Source organism: Streptomyces sp. NPDC041124 (genome assembly GCF_055592385.1).
Genome location: NZ_JBVIYR010000002.1, coordinates 113,341 through 129,578, shown reverse-complemented (window position 1 = coordinate 129,578; position 16,238 = coordinate 113,341). Strand labels below are relative to the sequence as shown.

Below are 16,238 nucleotides of genomic sequence, written 5' to 3'. Positions count from 1 at the left end.
GCGCCTGAAGGGGAGATGAAGCGGGCGGCATGGGTGGAAATCCGTCTAGGCTGAGCGGCCGAGTCGTCAGAGTCCCTAGGAGAAACAAGCCGATGTCAGACAGCTCCATCCTGCCGCCGGCGCGGCTGCGCCCCGAAGCGGAGCTGGCGCGCGACGCCCTGTCCACCCCGGTGCTCTCCCGCGCCGCCGGACTCGCCCGCTGGGCCGGGCCCGGGACCCGCGTCGACGCCGGCGGCGGGCTCGTCGAGGAGCAACTGGCCGCGGCCGCCGCGGAACTCGGACTGACCGGCGACGACGCCGCGGCCTGGGCGAGCGAGGCGTGGCGGGTCGCCGTCGACACCGGACTCGTCGAGATCGTCGACGAGGAGGAGGGGACCGTCACCGCGGGCGCCGAACTGGCGCTGCTCACCGGCGGATCGCCACGGGACGTGCTGGAGGTCTGGCTCGCCGCCCTGGAAACGGTGATCGGCGACGTGAGCGTCCCCGACCTGAGAGGGCTCGTCGACGCCATCGCCGAGGGAGAGGGCTCCGGGGAACTCGACCTCGACGCCCTGGACTGGGACCCCGAGGCCGAAGCCGACTTCCTGGACGGAGTGCTCGGCAACCTGTACCTGCTGACCGTCGGGGACGAAGGCCCCGGCGGGGCACCCGTGCCGCTGCCCGCGCTCGCCGCGTCGGTGATCGTGCCCGACGACATGCCCGAACCCACCGACGACGTCCTGGAGCAGGTCTCCGACGCGATGATGCGGCTCGACGACCAGTTCCGCGAGCTCGAACCGGTGGGGCTCGTCGAGTACCACCCGGTCGACGAGGCGCTGATGGCCGACGCCGACGAGGAGCCCGCCGTACCGGTGGACGACACCGACGTCTCCCGCTACGGCATGGTGCGGCTCACCCCGCTCGGGCTCTACGGACTGCGCGCCCGGCTGCTGGAGGCCGGATTCGAGGCGCCGGCGGTCGGGGAGCTCACCGACAAGGGAGCCGACGCGCTGCTCGACGGCACGGCCGGCTTCCCGCCCGCTGCCGCCCACGCGGAGACGGAACAGTGGCTGGCCCGGCGCGAACCCCTGTCCTCCGCCCGTGAGTTGCTGGCGGCGGCCCGCGGCAGCGACGCGGGCGCGCCGCTGCGCCGGCTGCGGTGCCAGCAGGCGCTGTCGCTGGTCGGCGCCTCCGCCGAGCCCGCCCTGCGGGAAGTCCTGGCCGACCCCGAACTGGGCGGCCTGGCCCGGGTGTGGCTGGCCGAGCACGGGGCGGCCGACGTGCCGCCCCCGTCCGAGGCCCTGATCTTCTGGCTGACCATCGACACCGTCGCCGCCCAGCTCGCCGCGGAGGGCAACTCCGAGGAGCTGCGCTTGCTGGTGGAGGGCCTGGCGCGGCAGCACAGCGGCTTCTTCGACACCGCCTGGCGGGTGGACCACCCGGCCACCGCGGACGTGCTGGAGGCCATGGGACGCCTGCACCCGGACAAGAAGGTCGCCAAGGAAGCACGCAAGGCCGCCTTCAAGGCACGCTCGCAGCACGGGAGCTGAGCTCCGCGGCCCCGGAGCCGGCATCGTCCGCCGATCAAGGGCCTGTCCGGCGGACCATGCCGCAGACGCGGGGTCCGGCACGTCCATCCGCGGCGTTGTCGTCGGTTGTCGACGCTCCGCGTCGACGCCCTCCTCCGACCTGATCCGCCGGACAGGCCCTAATTCGCTCGCCCCGCCGAGGCCGCCCTTTTAGAGTGATGTACGTCCAAGTGCGCAGGCAGGACCTACTTCCACTCATAATGGGGCGGTCACGGGTTCGAGTCCCGTCACCGGCACAACGCGCCGGTGTAGCTCAGGGGTAGAGCACCATCGTCGGTTCCGCCGACCTGAACTCTGGACACCGATAACTTCACGCACCTCCCGGTGCGCGGGCTGCGGCTACTTCTTCTGCAAAAAGATTCCGTGCCGCCGCCGACCTGATCTCGGGAGGCGCAGCAGAGGGCAGGGTGCCCGGTGCGCAGGCAGCGGATACTTCTCGGATCAGGTTTGTTGCGGGTTCGAATCCCGTCGTCGGCCCGGGGCCGATGTGGCGGAAAGGGAAGACGCGCCTGACATGTTCCGTCGCCGACTTCTTCCTCGGGCACCCTCCTTCTCGCGCCTCCCTCCGAAGACAACGGGAATTCGGGGGAATTCACCATGGCACGCTTCAACACCAGGGCGGCGAAGGCGCGGCCCACCTCGCGCGTGACGTCGACGGGCCGCGTCCTCACCACGCACCAGGGCGGCCGGGGCCAGGAGCGTGACGCTCGCTCCGAGCTCTTCCTGCTCGCCGTCTCCCACTTCGTGACCCAGCAGACCTTCTACGAGAGCGGCGACCGCCGTGACGACCGGTTCGTCAAGCTCGTGCGCGAACTCGCCGTGACCGACCCGTCGTGGACGGCCGGCCTGCTCGGCTGGCTGCGCGGCGAGGGCAACCTGCGGACCGCCTCCCTGGTGGGCGCCGCCGAGTACGTCAAGGCCCGGCTCGACGCCGGAGCGACCGCCGGCCCCTCGAACCGGCAGGTCGTGGACTGCGTGCTGCGGCGCCCCGACGAGCCCGGTGAGCTGCTCGCCTACTGGACGGCGACCTACGGCCGGAACATCCCCAAGCCCGTCAAGCGCGGTGTCGCCGACGCCGTGCGCCGCCTCTACGGGGGCAAGGCGCTGCTGAAGTACGACACCGCCTCCAGGGGCTACCGCTTCGGCGACATCCTGAACCTGGTGCACGCGGCCCCCGACCCGGACAAGCCGTGGCAGGGCGAGCTGTTCCGCTACGCCCTGGACCGCCGGCACCACCCGGACACCGCTGTGCCGCCCGCCGCGGACCGGGTCCTCACCGCGCACCGCGAGCTGATGGCGCTGCCCGTGGAGGAGCGGCGCGCGGTCGTCACGGCACCCGGCGGCGCCGAGCGGCTGGCCGCCGCGGGCCTCACCTGGGAGACGCTGGCGGGGTGGCTGCAGGGGCCGATGGACAAGGCTGCCTGGGAGGCGGTGATTCCGTCCATGGGGACGATGGCGCTGGTGCGCAACCTGCGGAACTTCGACGAGGCGGGCGTCTCGGACGAGGTCGCCGCGTCGGTCGCCGCACGCATCGCGGACCCGGCGGAGGTCGCGCGGTCGCGTCAGTTCCCCTTCCGGTACCTGGCCGCGTACCAGCACGCGCCGTCGCTGCGCTGGTCGTACCCGCTGGAGCGGGCGCTCGGGCACTCGCTGGCCGACGTGCCGGCGCTGCGGGGACGGACGCTGGTCCTCGTGGACCGCTCGGGTTCGATGTTCTACTCCCGGATGTCGGACCGCTCCGAGCTCACCCGCGCGGACGCGGCGGCGGTCTTCGGCACGGCCCTCGCGCTGCGGGCGGCCGAGGCGGACCTCGTCGAGTTCGGCTCGACCAGCCGGCCGGTGCGTTTCCGCCGGGGCGAGTCGGTGCTGAGGATCCTCGGCCGGTTCGGTGACCTCGGAGGCACCGACACCACCGGGGCGGTGCGCCGGCACTACGCGGGGCACGACCGGGTCCTGATCGTCACCGACGAGCAGTACGCCTTCAGCCACCACGGTGACCCGACGGAGCAGGTCCCGGCGCACGTACCGGTCTACACCTGGAACCTGGCGGGCCACCGTGCGGGCCACGGCCCGTCGGGCACGGCGAACCGGCACACTTTCGGCGGCCTCACGGACGCCGCGTTCCGGATGGTGCCGCTGCTGGAGGCCGGGCGGGACGCCGACTGGCCGTGGGCGGCGTGAGGAACGCCGGGTGTCCCCGTCGGAGGGGGACACCCGGCGTTTCCGTCCGCGCGGCTACAGGGCCTGGGCGGCCGGCTTGACCATGCCGCGGACGGTGCGGGACTTCACGAAGTCGCCCATCGCGGTCATCTCCCACTCGCCGGAGAACTGGCGGATCAGCTTCGCCATCATCACGCCCGTCTGCGGTTCGGCGCTGGTGAGGTCGAAGCGGACCAGTTCCTCGCCGGTCGTGGTGTCCAACAGGCGGCAGTACGCCTTGGCGACCTCGGTGAACTTCTGGCCGGAGAAGGAGTTCACCGTGAAGACCAGGCCGCTGACCTCCATGGGAAGCCGGCCGAGGTCGACGGTGATGGTCTCGTCGTCCCCGCCGCCCTCGCCGGTGAGGTTGTCGCCGGAGTGGCGGATCGCGCCGCCCACGATCTGGAGCTTGCCGAAGTAGCAGCTGTCGATGTGGTTGCGCTGCGGGCCGTAGGCGATGACCGAGGCGTCCAGGTCGATGTCCTTGCCGCGGTAGGCGGGCTCCCAGCCGAGACCCATCGTGACCTGGGAGAGCAGCGGGCGGCCGCCCTTCATCAGGCTCACGGTCTGGTTCTTCTGGAGACTGACCCGGCCCTTGTCGAGGTTGATCTTCCCGGAACCGGGGGCGGGGGCCGGCGGGGCGGGCGGAGCCGGGGGAGCGGCGGGGGCGGCAGGGGCGGCGGCCGGCACGGGGGGTGCCTGCGGGGCGGCCGCCGGCTGGGCCGGGGCGGCGGGAGCGGCCGGCTCCTCGACCGTGACGCCGAAGTCGGTGGCGATGCCGGCCAGGCCGTCGGCGTAGCCCTGGCCGACGGCGCGGGCCTTCCAGGCGCCGTTGCGCAGGTAGATCTCGACGACCACGAGAGCCGTCTCGGAGCCGAGGCCCGGGGGCGTGAACGTCGCCAGGACGGCGTTGCTGTCCGCGTCGCGGAGGGTGGCCGTGGGCTCGATGCCCTGGAAGGTCTGTCCCGCGGCGTCGGGGCTCGCGGTGACGACGATCTTCTCGATGCCGGGGGGTACGGCGGTGGTGTCCACCGTGATGGCGTCGGGGGCGGAGCCGCCGCCGGAGCGGTAGGTCACGCCGGGGCCCGCGGGCTGGTTGTAGAAGATGAAGTCGTCGTCGGAGCGCACCTTGCCGTCGGCGGTGAGCAGCAGGCCCGAAACGTCGAGCCGCACGGGCGCGGAGACGTCCACCGTCACGCGGGCGGTGGGGAGGGGGATGTTCGAGCCGGGGGTCATAGCTGTCATGCCGGGTGAACGAGCGAGGGCGTTTTACCGTTCCCTTACCTGTGGTCCGATCGGGGGTGGTGGGAGGGCGAGAGGTGTTTCGCCCGGTGTTCTCGCCCCCGCCGCCCCTTCCCGTCCCTACCCGGGGCTCCGCCCCGGACCCTGCTCCTCAGGCGCCGGAGGGGCTGGGAGTGGGCTCCGGCCCGGACCCTGCTCGTCAAGCGCCGGAGGGGCTGGGAGTGGGCTTCGCCCCGGACCCTGCTCCTCAAGCGCCGGAGGGGCTGGGAGTGGGCTTCGCCCCGGACCCTGCTCGTCAAGCGCCGGAGGGGCTGGGAGTGGGCTCCGGCCCGGGCCGTGCTTCTCAGGCGCCGGAGGCTGGATTGCCCTGCCGGCGCTCTCAGGGCACGATCACGATCTTCCGGCCCACGCCCGCCGCGAACTGGTCCAGGGCCTGGGGGTACCGGTCCAGGGGGAGGCGGTCGCTGATGAAGACGTCCGGGTCCAGGACGCCGCCCGCGAACAGCTCCGCCGCGCGCTCGTAGCTGTGCAGCACGGCCATCGACCCGGTGATGGTGATCTCCTGGTTGTAGATCCGGTACGGATCGATCCGCACCCGCGTCGCGTAGTCGGCGACACCGAACTGCAGGAAGGTGCCCGCCTTCGCCACCCGCTCCAGACCGTCCTGGATCGCCGCCGCGTTCCCCGTCGCGTCGATGACGAGGTCCCACCCCTGCGGCCGGTCCAGCTCGTCCGGCGTCGCCGCCGCCGCGGAGACACCGAGCTGCCGGGCCGTCTCCAGCCGCGCCGGATTGAGGTCCACCATGTCCACGCTCGCCGCGCCGGTCCGCTTCGCCAGTTCCAGCATCATCAGCCCCATGGTTCCGGAGCCGTAGATCAGCACGTGCGCGCCGAGCCGCGCCCGGAGCACGTCGTAGCCGCGCACCGCGCAGGACAGCGGCTCGATCAGCGCCGCGTCCTGGGTGCGCACGTGCTCGGGCAGCTTCACGCAGTTCGCCACCGGGGCGAGGGCGTACCGGGCGGCGCCGCCCGACGTGGTGACGCCGATCGCCGCCCAGCGTTCGCAGAGGTTGTTGTGGCCGGTGCGGCAGTAGCGGCACTCGTGGCAGTAGAGGGAGGGGTCCACCGCGACCTGGTCGCCGACCGACACCTCCGTGACCGCGGTGCCGACGCCGACCACCTCCCCGGCGAACTCGTGCCCCGGCACGATCGGGAGCCTGGGGGCGAACTCGCCCTGGAGGATGTGCAGGTCGGTGCCGCACAGTCCGCAGGCCGCGACCTCGACGACGACGTCGCGGGGCCCTGGCACCGGGTCCGGGACCTCGGTGACGACGGCCTTGCCCGCGGACTCGATGACGGCGGCCTTCATTTCACGGCTCCCAACGACAGGCCCTGGACGAGTTTGTCCTGGGCGGCGAACCCCGCGGCGAGCACCGGCAGGGAGATGACGAGCGACGCGGCGCAGACCTTGGCCAGGAAGAGGCCCTGGCTGGTGATGAAGCCGGTCAGGAAGACGGGGGCGGTCTCGGCGACCACGCCCGTCAGCACCCGGGCGAACAGCAGTTCGTTCCAGCTGAAGATGAAGCAGATGAGGGCCGTCGCCGCGATGCCGGGCAGGGCGATCGGGGCGACCACGCGGGCCAGCACCGTCGGCAGCCGGGCGCCGTCGATCTGGGCGGCCTCGATGACCGCGACCGGGACCTCGGCGAGGAAGGACTGCATCATCCACACCGCGATCGGCAGGTTCATGGAGGTGTAGAGGAGGACCAGCAGCCAGATGTTGTCGAGCAGCCCGGCGTTCTTGGCGAACAGGTAGATCGGCAGCAGGCCGGCCACGACGGGCAGCATCTTGGTGGAGAGGAAGAAGAACAGCACGTCGGTCCACCGCTTCACCGGGCGGATGGACAGGGCGTAGGCCGCGGGTAGGGCCAGCAGCAGGACGAGGAGGGTGGAGGCGACGGACGCCACCGCGGAGTTGGTCAGGGCGGGCCAGGGGCTCGCGCCGCCGTCCGCGCCGAAGAACTCGCGGTAGCCGTCCAGGGTGAGGGCGGCGGCGAAGGACGGCGGGTTGGTCGCCGCGTCCGTCTCGGAGTGGAAGGACGTCAGGGCCATCCAGGCGATGGGCAGGAAGAACACGATGCCGGCCAGCCAGGCGACCAGGCCCAGGCCCGCTCCGCCGCGGGACCGGCCGCGGGTGCGTACGGCGTTGCTGCTCATGCGCGGGACACCTCCTCGCGGAACAGGGACGACACCACGCGCAGGGCGAAGGTCGCGATGACGATGGAGCCGATGACGACCAGGACGCCGGCGGCCGAGGCGAGGCCGTTCTCGTGGGCCTGGTAGAAGGTCTGGTAGACGGTGTAGGGAAGGTTGGCGGTACCCAGGCCGCCGGAGGTGAGGGTGAAGACGGCGTCGAAGTTCTGCACGATGTAGATCGAGCCGAGCAGGGCGCCCAGTTCGAGGTAGCGGCGCAGGTGGGGCAGGGTCAGGTGGACGAAGATCTGCCAGTCGCTCGCCCCGTCGACGCGGGCGGCCTCCAGCTGCTGCTGGTCCCGGCTCTGCAGTCCGGCGAGCAGGATCAGCATCATGAACGGGGTCCACTGCCACACCAGCGCGGCCTCGACGGCCAGCAGCGGGGTGGCGGAGATCCAGTCGGGCTGGGGGCCGCCGACGTAGTGCAGCAGCCCGTTGAGGAGCCCGTACTCGGGGTTGTAGAGGACGTGCTTCCACAGCAGGGCGGCCGCGACCGGGACCACCAGGAACGGGGCGATGAGCAGGGTGCGGACGATGCCCCGGCCCCGGAACCTGCGGTCCAGCAGCAGGGCGAGGAGCAGTCCGAGGACCAGGCTGGCCAGGACGACCCCCACGGTCAGCAGGATCGTCGTCCAGACGGACCGGCGCAGGTCCGCGTCGGTGAGGACCTCCTGGTAGTTCGCGAAGCCGGCGAATCCGCGGGCGTCGGGGTAGAGGGAGTTCCAGTCGAAGAAGGAGATCACCAGGGTCGCCACGAACGGCAGCTGGGTGACCACGATCATGAAGATCAGGGCGGGCAGCAGGGGGCCGCGGGCGGCCCAGGCGCGCAGCCGGCCGGAGGACCGGCGAGGGGCCGGGCGGGTCTCTGGCGCGGCCGCGGGGGCCGTGGTCGTGGCGGTCATCGGCCCTCGTACTCCTCGGAGATCTCTTCTGCGAGCTGCTGGGACTTCCTCAGGGCCGACTCGACGGACTGGCGTCCGGCGATGGCCGCGCTGATCTCCTGGGAGACCCGCGTGCCGAGATCGGTGAACTCGGGGATGCCGACGAACTGGATGCCGGGCGCGGGGCGGGGCTGCACCCCCGGGTCGTCGGGCCGGGCCTGTTCGATGGCCTCCTTGGTCATCTCCTGGAAGGCGGCGGCCTCCGCGCGGTAGTCGGGGTCGGCGTAGGTGGAGGCGCGCTTGCCGGCCGGGATGTTGGACCAGCCGATCTCGTCGCCCACCAGCTGCTCGTACTCCTTGCTGGAGGCCCAGGAGACGAACTTCCAGGCGTTGTCGGGGTTGCGGGAGGCGTCCTGGATGCCCCAGGCCCAGGTGTAGAGCCAGCCGGAGGACTCGGTCCTCTCCACGGGCGCGGGGGCGTAGCCGACCTTGCCCTTGACCGGGGAGCCCGTCGCTTCGAGCGAGCCGGCGGCGGAGGTGGCGTCGTACCACATGGCGACCTTGCCCTGGGTCATGTTGTTGAGGCACTCGGCGAAGCCGGCCTGGGGGGCGCCGGATTCGCCGTGCTCGCGGACCAGGTCGACATAGAACTTCGTCGCCTTCTGCCACTCGGGGGAGTCGAGCCTCGCGTTCCAGTCCTCGTCGAACCAGGTGCCGCCGAAGGTGTTCACCACGGTGGTGAGCGGGGCCATGACCTCGCCCCAGCCGGGGAGTCCGCGCAGGCAGATGCCCTTCATGCCCGGCTCGGCTCCGTCGAGTCGCGCGGCGAGGCCGGCCACCTGCCGCCAGGTGGGCCGGGCGGGCATGGTGAGGCCCTCCCGCTCGAAGACGTCCTTGCGGTACATCAGGAAGGACGACTCGCCGTAGAAGGGCTGGCCGTAGAGCTTGCCGTCGTCGCCGGTGAGGGAGCGGCGCATCGGTTCGAGGACGTCCCGCTGGTCGTAGCCGGGGTCGTCGGCGACGTAGGAGTCCATCTCCTTCAGCCAGCCGTTGCGGGCGTAGATGGGGATCTCGTAGTTGGACAGGGTGGCCACGTCGTACTGGCCGGCCTGGTTGGCGAAGTCCTGGCTGATCTTGTCGCGGACGTCGTTCTCCGGCAGCACGGTGAAGTTGACCTTGATGCCGGTGTCCTCGGTGAAGTGTTCCGCGGTGAGCTTCTGCAGTTCGACCATCTGCGGGTTGTTGACCATCAGGACGTTGACGGAGTCACCGCCGGACCCGGCCCCGCCCGCTCCGGCCCAGCAGCCGGAGAGCAGCGGGGCGAGCAGCGTCCCTGCGGCGGCCGCGGCGAGCGCGGCGCGCGGCGGCCTCCATCGGCTCTGCGTGTGCATGGATCACTCCTCGGCGAAAGCGGCGTAGGGGGAGAGGACGGGCGTCGCCGGGCAGGGCTCCGCCCCGAGAGGCATGGACGGGGTGGGCCGCGGTGGCGGTCCGGTGCGCTTCAGACCCGGATGACCTGGGGTCCGAGCAGGGAGTAGCGGTGGGCCTCGGCGGCCGGGAGCAGGGTGCTGGTGACGATCGCCTCCAGCGCGCCGACCTCGGCGAACCGGCAGAAGCCGGCCGCCCCGAACTTGGTGTGGACACCGGCGAACACCACCCGGCGGGCGGCCCGGACCGCCTGTGCCTTGACCTCGCTGACGGCGGGGTCGGGCGTGGTCAGTCCGTGTTCGCGGGAGATCCCGTTGGCGCCGATGAACGCCAGGTCGATGACGAATCCGGCGAGCATCCTCGTGGTCCAGTGGTCGACCGTGGCGAGGGTGCCGGAGCGGACCCGCCCGCCGAGCAGCAGGACGGACACGGTGCCGGTCTCCGCGAGCGCGCCCGCGACCGGCAGGGAGGCGGTGACCACGGTGAGCGGCCGGTCGGTGGGCAGGGCCTCGGCGATGAGCTGCGGGGTGAAGCCCTCGTCGACGAAGACGGTCTCGGCGTCCCCGAGGAGGCCGGCCGCGGCGGCCGCGACCCTGCGTTTCTCGGGGACGTGGCTGGTGGCGCGGAAGGCGAGCGTCGTCTCGAAGCCGGCGCTCTCCACGGGGTAGGCGCCGCCGTGGGTGCGGCGTACCAGGCCGTGGTCCTCCAGGGCGCGCAGGTCGCGGCGTACGGTCTCCCTGGCCACGCCCAGGTCGGCGGCGAGCGCGGTCACGTCGACCGAGCCGGTGGAGCGTGCCACCCGCACGATCTCCCGCTGGCGCTCTTCGGCCGTCCTGCTGCGCATGGCCGGACACCTGCTTCCTGATCTCGCTGCCCGTTCGGGCCCGGTGCGGCCCATGCAGGAAGTTCTACAGCGGGTGTTCGTCACTGACCAGGCTTGTTGCGCGTCCGTTCCTGCCCGGTTGTGCCCGTTCGGCGGGGGCGGTGTCCGGCGCGGACCTGGGAGGGAGCCCGCGCCGGCGTGGGAGCGGGCAGCGCCGGTGCCCGCATACGGCGGCGGGCGGGCCCGTTCGGTGCCCGCCCGCCGCCGTATGCGATCGTTTCGCGCCGTCGTGGCGCGTGGGGGTCGTCGTCAGTACGGCCAGAGGGGCGGGTCGGTGACGAAGTGGCCGCCCAGGCAGGCGTGCGCGGGGTCGTCCGGGTCCAGCTCGCCCTGTTCGGCGATCAGCTTCCCGGCGTACGGCTCGGAGTCGTCGCGCGGTTCGTAGCCGAGCGCCCGCGCGGAGGTGAGGTCCCACCACAGGCGGGTGTTGGCGGAGGAGCCGTGGACCACGGTGTGGCCGACGTTCTCGGCGGTCAGGGCGGCGTGCAGGAGGCGGGCGCCGTCGGCGGGGCTCATCCACACCGACAGCATGCGCACGCTGGTCGGTTCGGGGAAGCAGGATCCGATGCGTACGGAGACGGTCTCCAGGCCGTGCTTGTCCCAGTAGAGCTGGGCGAGGTCCTCGCCGAAGCACTTGGACAGGCCGTAGAAGGTGTCCGGGCGGCGCGGGGTGTCGACCGGGATGAGGGGGTCGCCGCCGCGGGGGCGCGGGGTGTAGCCGACGGCGTGGTTGGAGGAGGCGAAGACGACGCGCCTCACGCCCTCCTCGCGGGCCGCCTCGTACAGGTTGTAGGTGCCCTCGATGTTGGCCTTGAGGATCTTGTCGAAGGACGCTTCGAGCGAGATGCCCGCGAGGTGGACGATCGCGTCGACGCCGCGGACCGCCTCGCGCACGGCGTTCCTGTCGGCGAGGTCCGCGACGATCGCGTCGGGCTCGCCGTCGACGGGACGCAGGTCGAGCAGGCGCAGTGTGTAGCCGTACTCGGGGAGCAGGTTCCGCATGAGGGTGCCGAGGCCGCCGGCGGCTCCGGTGAGCAGAACGGTGCGGGGAGCGGGCATCCTCGGGTCTCCTTGCGGCGCCGGCCGGCCGCCCGTACATATGGGCGCACGGCATTCATATTCATGGACACGCTAAGGAGGTCGGGCGCGGCTCGTCAAGTATCCCCCGGTGATCGTCCGGCGTCCCGTCGGGCGCGGGAATCGGCTGGTGCGCGGCGCGGCGCGGCGCTTGACCGGCGGTCCCGGGGCGCCTTAGCGTGGCAGTTGTTCAGAGATATGGACACTAGTCACGGATATGGACATGGGAGAGCTTGTGACGTCAGCCGCCCCTCTCGCCGCCCGACTCGAAGTCCCCAGCGGGCCCCTGTTCTTCCCGGTCACCGCGTACGGACCGGACGGCGCCGTCGATCTCGACACCTACCGGATCCATGTGCGGCGCGGCGTGGAGGCCGGGGCCGCCGCCGTGTTCGCCTGCTGCGGCACCGGCGAGTTCCACGCGCTGACACCGGAGGAGTTCGAGAGCTGCGTCCGGGCCGCCGTGGAGGCCGCCGAAGGCCGCGTGCCGGTGATCGCGGGCGCCGGGTACGGCACCGCGCTCGCCGTCCGCTGCGCCCGGCTCGCCGAGGGTGCCGGGGCGGACGGGCTGCTCGCCATGCCGCCCTACCTGGTCAAGGCGGGACAGGAAGGGCTGTTGCGGCACTACGGGGAGATCGCAGCGGCCACCTCCCTGCCCGTGATCGTCTACCAGCGCGACAACGCCCTCTTCACACCGGAGACGGTCGTCGGGCTGGCCCGCACCGACGGGATCATCGGCCTCAAGGACGGCCAGGGCGACCTCGACCTGATGCAGCGGACGGTCAGCGCCGTCCGTGCGGCGGCTCCCGGGGACTTCCTCTACTTCAACGGGCTGCCCACCGCCGAACTCACCCAGTCCGCCTACCGGGGCATCGGCATCACCCTGTACTCGTCCGCGGTGTTCTGCTTCGTGCCCGAGATCGCCGTCGCCTGCCACACCGCCTTCCGCACCGGCGACACCGCCACCGTCGACCGGCTGATCGACGGCTTCTACCGGCCGTTCGCCGAACTGCGCGCCCAGGGCCACGGCTACGCCGTCTCCCTCGTCAAGGCCGGGGTGCGGATGCGCGGCCTGGAGGTGGGGGAGGTGCGGCCGCCGCTGCAGGAACCCGCGGGAGATCATGTCAAGCGGCTCGCTCACCTGACCGAGCGGGGACTCGCGCTGCTCGAGGAGGACAAGTGAAGGCGTCGGCGTTCGTCTACCCCTGGGACGTCAACGGGGATCCGGAGGCACCCGCGCGGATCGCCGCGCTCGGCACGGCACAGGTGACGCTGGCCTCCGCCTACCACTCCACCCGCGCGCTGACGCCCCGTCACCCGCGCCACCGCATCGTCACCGCGGAGCACGCGGCCGTGCTCTACCCGATGGCGGTGGACCGCTGGTCGGGCCGGGACCTCCGCCCGTACCCGGCCGGTGACTGGGCGCCCGGGGACGCCTTCGGCGAGGCGGCCGCCGCGCTCGCCGACGCGGGCCTGGAGGTGCACACCTGGGTGGTGCTCGCCCACAACTCCCGCCTCGGCGCGGAACATCCGGACACCTCGGTGCTCAACGCCTACGGTGACCGCTACCCCTGGGCACCGTGCATCGCCCGGCCCGCCGTCCGCGCCTACCTGACGGGCCTGGCCGCCGAGGCGGCGGTTCGCCCCGGGGCACGCGGGACCGAACTGGAGTCGCTCGGCTGGTACGGGCTGGCCCACCTGCACGCCCACGACAAGACCGCCGGGGTCGGTCTCGGGGACGCCGGACAGTACCTGATGTCGCTGTGCTTCTGCCCGGCCTGCCGCGACGGCTACGCGGGCCGGGGCCTGGACGCCGACGCGCTCGCCGCCTCCGTACGCACCGCGCTGGAGCCGGTGTGGCAGGGGGCGCCCTCCGGCGGGGGCTGGGCGGGCGTCGAGAAGCTCCTCGGCGAGACGCCGGCGAACGTCACGCGCGCGTGGCGCGAGGAGGTCGCCCGCACGCTGCAGGAGGCTGCGGTCACCGCCGTACGGGAGGCGGCCCCCGAAGGTTTCCGGATCCTCCTGCACGCCGACCCCGTGTCCTACCACGGCGGCGCCAACGCGGGCGTCGACCCGGCGCACATCCTCTCGGTCGCCGACGGCGTCGTCGTGCCCTGCACCTCGGGCGCCGGCCCGCTGACCCCGTTCGCGGGGGTGGGGCGCGAGGGCGCGGTCCTCGCCGCCAACTTCACGGTCGTCGCCGGCATGGGCGGCAGCCCCGCCACCCTCGCGGCGGACGCGGCGGAGGCCCGCCGCCTGGGCGCGACGGAACTGCGGCTCTATCACGCGGGGTTGGCGTCGGACGCCGACCTGGACGCGGTGCGCTCGGCGCTCGCGGCGCTCTGACACGGGTCGGCCGGCGGTGGCGCGGGCGCCGTGCCACCGCCGTCCGGCCCGGTCCGGCGCCGCTAATTTGCCCGCGGCGGCCGGGAGTTCGCGGGCGTCGAGCACGCCCACCGGTTCACGGCCGGGATCCTTCGGCGGGCGAGTCCTGCGTGAGCGGGACGGGGACACCGCGTCACGCCGAGGTCGCCGCGGTGCGGGCGGTGCCGGTCGTCAGGGGGTGCCGGGGTCCGGCCGTCGGCCGGTGGCGCGGGCGGGCTCGGACGGGCGCCGGAGCAGCAGCGCCGCCGGAACCGCCAGGGCGCCCCCGGTCACGACCAGCAGCAGCCGGTGATCCAGCAGGTCCACGAGCGCCGCTCCCGCCGCGAGCCCGAGGACGTTCGGGGAGAACACCAGGGTGTTGGCGGTGGCGGTGGCCCGGCCCAGCAGCGGGGCCGGGGTCTCCTGCTGCACGGCGGTCAGCGTGGCGATCAGTACGGCGGGCAGCCCCACCCCGATCGCCGCGCCGCACACCCACGCCAGAGCGTCGTCCGGCACCGCCCGCAGCGCCACCGCGACGGACAGCAGGGCGATGCCGCAGGCGGCGAAACACCGGTTGCCGAGACGGCGCAGCGCCGGACCGGCGAGCAGGCCGACGGCCATCGACCCCGCGCCCTGCACGGCGTACAGCACACCGGCGTACGCGGGGGAGCGGCCGAGGTCCTCCACCACGGCGTAGAGCAGCGCCCCGTTGACGCCCGCGCACAGCATCGTCGCGCCGCCCGCCAGGACGAGGGGACGCAGGAGCGGATGCGACCGCAGGTGGCGGGCGCCCTCGGCGGCCCTGCCGGTCCGCTCCCGCCGGCCGCCGACCCAGGGTGCCGGCCTGTCCTCCCGTACCCGCAGCAGCGCGTACACCCCCGCGGCCAGCAGGAAGGCGACCGCGTCCAGGAAGGCCACGGCCGCCCCGCCGTACGCCGTGTACAGGGCCGCGCCCGCGAGCGGGGCCAGCAGCTTCATGCCCTCGTTGGCGGTCATCCGCAGCCCGTTGAAGTCACCGAGCAGGGAGCGGTCCACAGCGGTGGCGATCAGCGCCGACTCCGCCGCGTCGTGGACGACGCCCACCGCTCCGTACACGAACAGCACCGCGTACAGCAGCCACAGCCCGTCCGGCGACCCGACGCCGCACAGGGTGAGCACAAGTCCCGCCGTGAACAGGCTCGTACCGATCAGCAGCGGCCTGCGGCGCACCCGGTCCGCGAGCGTTCCCAGCAGCGGGCCGGCCAGGGCCGGCGCCCACATCGCCAGCGCGCACAGGGCGGCGAGCCCGTCCGACCCGGTGAGGTCCTTGACCCACACCCCGGAGGCCAGCCACAGCGCGGACGTGCCGAACCCGGAGATCACCACCCCCGTGAGGGAGAGGCCCGCGTTGCGGTCCCGCACCACCCGGACCGCCGTCCATACCGTCGTCGTCATGCCTGCTCATCGTGGTGCTGAGGCGGGGCGACCGCATCGGGCGGATGCCCTGGACGAGGCGCGCGCGTGGCGGCCGGGGGACAGGGCAGGTAGGTCATCCGGCCCATGAGGACGGGTGCGGTCCGAGCGGGCCCGGAGGGAGTGGCGCGGCGGCCGATGAGTTCCGCCGCCCAGGCCGGTCCACCCCTGTGACACACCACCGTTCCCCGGGAGCAGGACATGACCGACACCACGCTCGACCTCGGACCGCAGACCCTCGTCGTGGCGGGTCTCGCCGAGGCCGTCACCGACGCGCGACTCGCGGACGCGACGCCCTGTCCGCGCTACGCCGTACGCCACCTGCTGGGCCACCTCCTCGGACTGGCCGTCGCCTTCCGCGACGCCGGGCGCAAGGACTTCGGCGTCACCACCGACACCAGCCCGGACGCCGCCCTGCCGGACATCGGTCCCGGCTGGCGCGAGGACCTGCCCAAGGTGCTCGACGAGCTCGCCGGGGTGTGGCGCGATCCGGCCGCCTGGACCGGCATGACGCGCGCGGGCGGGGTGGACCTGCCGGGCGAGGTCGCCGGCGCGGTCGCCCTCGACGAACTGGTCGTCCACGGCTGGGACCTGGCCCGCGCCACCGGACAGCCGTACACCCCCGACCCGGCCGCGCTGGAGGCCGCGCACGCCTTCCAGCTGGTCGCGGCCCAGGAGGGCGAGCGGGGCGAGGGCATCTTCGGCCCCGTCGTCCCCGTCCCGTCCGACGCCCCGCTCCTGGACCGGACGATCGGCCTCAGCGGCCGGGACCCGGGCTGGACGCGGCCCGCGTAAGGAAGCGACCGCCCATGCGACCGGGGCGCGGCGGACAGAAACCTCCGCCGCGGCCTCCGCGTACGCCCGCCCTCCACGCCCGCCGTCCCCGGCACGGCC

General features: G+C 73.1%; 13 protein-coding genes and 1 tRNA gene. 6 read left to right on the top strand and 8 right to left on the bottom strand.

Features of this window, described 5'->3' with window-relative positions; genetic code table 11:
• Positions 1–92 precede the first annotated feature (92 nt).
• From ACZ6A9_RS04965 to ACZ6A9_RS04955, 3 genes are all read left to right on the top strand, one after another.
• Positions 93–1,529 (top strand): hypothetical protein, encoded by a 1,437-nt coding sequence (locus ACZ6A9_RS04965; RefSeq protein ID WP_468978522.1) that lies wholly within the window; start codon positions 93–95, stop codon positions 1,527–1,529.
• Positions 1,530–1,725: 196 nt separating this feature from the next.
• Positions 1,726–1,801: transfer RNA gene (locus ACZ6A9_RS04960), tRNA-Met, on the top strand.
• 364 nt (positions 1,802–2,165) lie between these two features.
• Positions 2,166–3,749, top strand: coding sequence for a TROVE domain-containing protein (locus ACZ6A9_RS04955; RefSeq protein ID WP_468978516.1), 1,584 nt, complete (start codon positions 2,166–2,168; stop codon positions 3,747–3,749).
• Positions 3,750–3,803: 54 nt separating this feature from the next.
• On the opposite strand, the gene ACZ6A9_RS04950 is transcribed toward ACZ6A9_RS04955, so the two are convergent.
• From ACZ6A9_RS04950 to ACZ6A9_RS04920, 7 genes are all read right to left on the bottom strand, one after another.
• Positions 3,804–5,003, bottom strand: a complete 1,200-nt coding sequence (locus tag ACZ6A9_RS04950; RefSeq protein ID WP_468980623.1) for a TerD family protein — start codon at positions 5,001–5,003, stop codon at positions 3,804–3,806.
• Positions 5,004–5,388: 385 nt separating this feature from the next.
• A complete protein-coding gene (locus tag ACZ6A9_RS04945) occupies positions 5,389–6,378 on the bottom strand; it encodes a zinc-dependent alcohol dehydrogenase family protein (RefSeq protein WP_468978511.1) in 990 nt (329 codons plus the stop codon).
• Positions 6,375–7,226 (bottom strand): carbohydrate ABC transporter permease, encoded by an 852-nt coding sequence (locus tag ACZ6A9_RS04940; RefSeq protein WP_468978506.1) that lies wholly within the window; start codon positions 7,224–7,226, stop codon positions 6,375–6,377. Before ACZ6A9_RS04940 ends, ACZ6A9_RS04945 begins: the two co-directional genes overlap by 4 nt.
• Complete coding sequence (locus tag ACZ6A9_RS04935) at positions 7,223–8,164, bottom strand: carbohydrate ABC transporter permease (RefSeq protein WP_468978502.1); 942 nt, start codon at positions 8,162–8,164, stop codon at positions 7,223–7,225. Before ACZ6A9_RS04935 ends, ACZ6A9_RS04940 begins: the two co-directional genes overlap by 4 nt.
• Complete coding sequence (locus ACZ6A9_RS04930; protein WP_468978498.1) at positions 8,161–9,534, bottom strand: ABC transporter substrate-binding protein; 1,374 nt, start codon at positions 9,532–9,534, stop codon at positions 8,161–8,163. The genes ACZ6A9_RS04935 and ACZ6A9_RS04930 overlap by 4 nt, the downstream gene beginning before the upstream one ends.
• A 110-nt stretch (positions 9,535–9,644) precedes the next feature.
• A complete protein-coding gene (locus ACZ6A9_RS04925; protein ID WP_468978496.1) occupies positions 9,645–10,415 on the bottom strand; it encodes a DeoR/GlpR family DNA-binding transcription regulator in 771 nt (256 codons plus the stop codon).
• 288 nt (positions 10,416–10,703) lie between these two features.
• Positions 10,704–11,513, bottom strand: a complete 810-nt coding sequence (locus tag ACZ6A9_RS04920; RefSeq protein ID WP_468978494.1) for an NAD-dependent epimerase/dehydratase family protein — start codon at positions 11,511–11,513, stop codon at positions 10,704–10,706.
• 235 nt (positions 11,514–11,748) lie between these two features.
• On the opposite strand from ACZ6A9_RS04920, the gene ACZ6A9_RS04915 reads away from it, so the two are divergent.
• Together ACZ6A9_RS04915 and ACZ6A9_RS04910 are read left to right on the top strand one after the other, a co-directional pair.
• A complete protein-coding gene (locus ACZ6A9_RS04915; RefSeq protein WP_468978491.1) occupies positions 11,749–12,711 on the top strand; it encodes a 5-dehydro-4-deoxyglucarate dehydratase in 963 nt (320 codons plus the stop codon).
• Positions 12,708–13,874: a hypothetical protein gene (locus ACZ6A9_RS04910; protein WP_468978489.1), complete on the top strand. Its 1,167-nt coding sequence runs from the start codon at positions 12,708–12,710 to the stop codon at positions 13,872–13,874. Before ACZ6A9_RS04915 ends, ACZ6A9_RS04910 begins: the two co-directional genes overlap by 4 nt.
• A 210-nt stretch (positions 13,875–14,084) precedes the next feature.
• Here the strand turns inward: ACZ6A9_RS04910 and ACZ6A9_RS04905 are convergent, their stop codons facing one another.
• Complete coding sequence (locus ACZ6A9_RS04905; RefSeq protein ID WP_468978485.1) at positions 14,085–15,326, bottom strand: MFS transporter; 1,242 nt, start codon at positions 15,324–15,326, stop codon at positions 14,085–14,087.
• 219 nt (positions 15,327–15,545) lie between these two features.
• Here ACZ6A9_RS04905 and ACZ6A9_RS04900 point away from each other — a divergent pair, with 219 nt between their 5' ends.
• A complete protein-coding gene (locus ACZ6A9_RS04900; RefSeq protein WP_468978482.1) occupies positions 15,546–16,139 on the top strand; it encodes a TIGR03086 family metal-binding protein in 594 nt (197 codons plus the stop codon).
• Positions 16,140–16,238 lie beyond the last annotated feature (99 nt).

Bases quoted from the DNA above. Each gene is read 5' to 3' on its own strand.
- ACZ6A9_RS04900 (WP_468978482.1), top strand. From the start codon at position 15,546: ATGACCGACACCACGCTCGACCTCGGACCGCAGACCCTCGTCGTGGCG.
- ACZ6A9_RS04930 (WP_468978498.1), bottom strand. From the start codon at position 9,534: ATGCACACGCAGAGCCGATGGAGGCCGCCGCGCGCCGCGCTCGCCGCG.
- ACZ6A9_RS04940 (WP_468978506.1), bottom strand. From the start codon at position 7,226: ATGAGCAGCAACGCCGTACGCACCCGCGGCCGGTCCCGCGGCGGAGCG.
- ACZ6A9_RS04955 (WP_468978516.1), top strand. From the start codon at position 2,166: ATGGCACGCTTCAACACCAGGGCGGCGAAGGCGCGGCCCACCTCGCGC.
- ACZ6A9_RS04965 (WP_468978522.1), top strand. From the start codon at position 93: ATGTCAGACAGCTCCATCCTGCCGCCGGCGCGGCTGCGCCCCGAAGCG.
- ACZ6A9_RS04915 (WP_468978491.1), top strand. From the start codon at position 11,749: ATGGACATGGGAGAGCTTGTGACGTCAGCCGCCCCTCTCGCCGCCCGA.
- ACZ6A9_RS04950 (WP_468980623.1), bottom strand. From the start codon at position 5,003: ATGACCCCCGGCTCGAACATCCCCCTCCCCACCGCCCGCGTGACGGTG.
- ACZ6A9_RS04920 (WP_468978494.1), bottom strand. From the start codon at position 11,513: ATGCCCGCTCCCCGCACCGTTCTGCTCACCGGAGCCGCCGGCGGCCTC.
- ACZ6A9_RS04905 (WP_468978485.1), bottom strand. From the start codon at position 15,326: ATGACGACGACGGTATGGACGGCGGTCCGGGTGGTGCGGGACCGCAAC.
- ACZ6A9_RS04945 (WP_468978511.1), bottom strand. From the start codon at position 6,378: ATGAAGGCCGCCGTCATCGAGTCCGCGGGCAAGGCCGTCGTCACCGAG.
- ACZ6A9_RS04935 (WP_468978502.1), bottom strand. From the start codon at position 8,164: ATGACCGCCACGACCACGGCCCCCGCGGCCGCGCCAGAGACCCGCCCG.
- ACZ6A9_RS04925 (WP_468978496.1), bottom strand. From the start codon at position 10,415: ATGCGCAGCAGGACGGCCGAAGAGCGCCAGCGGGAGATCGTGCGGGTG.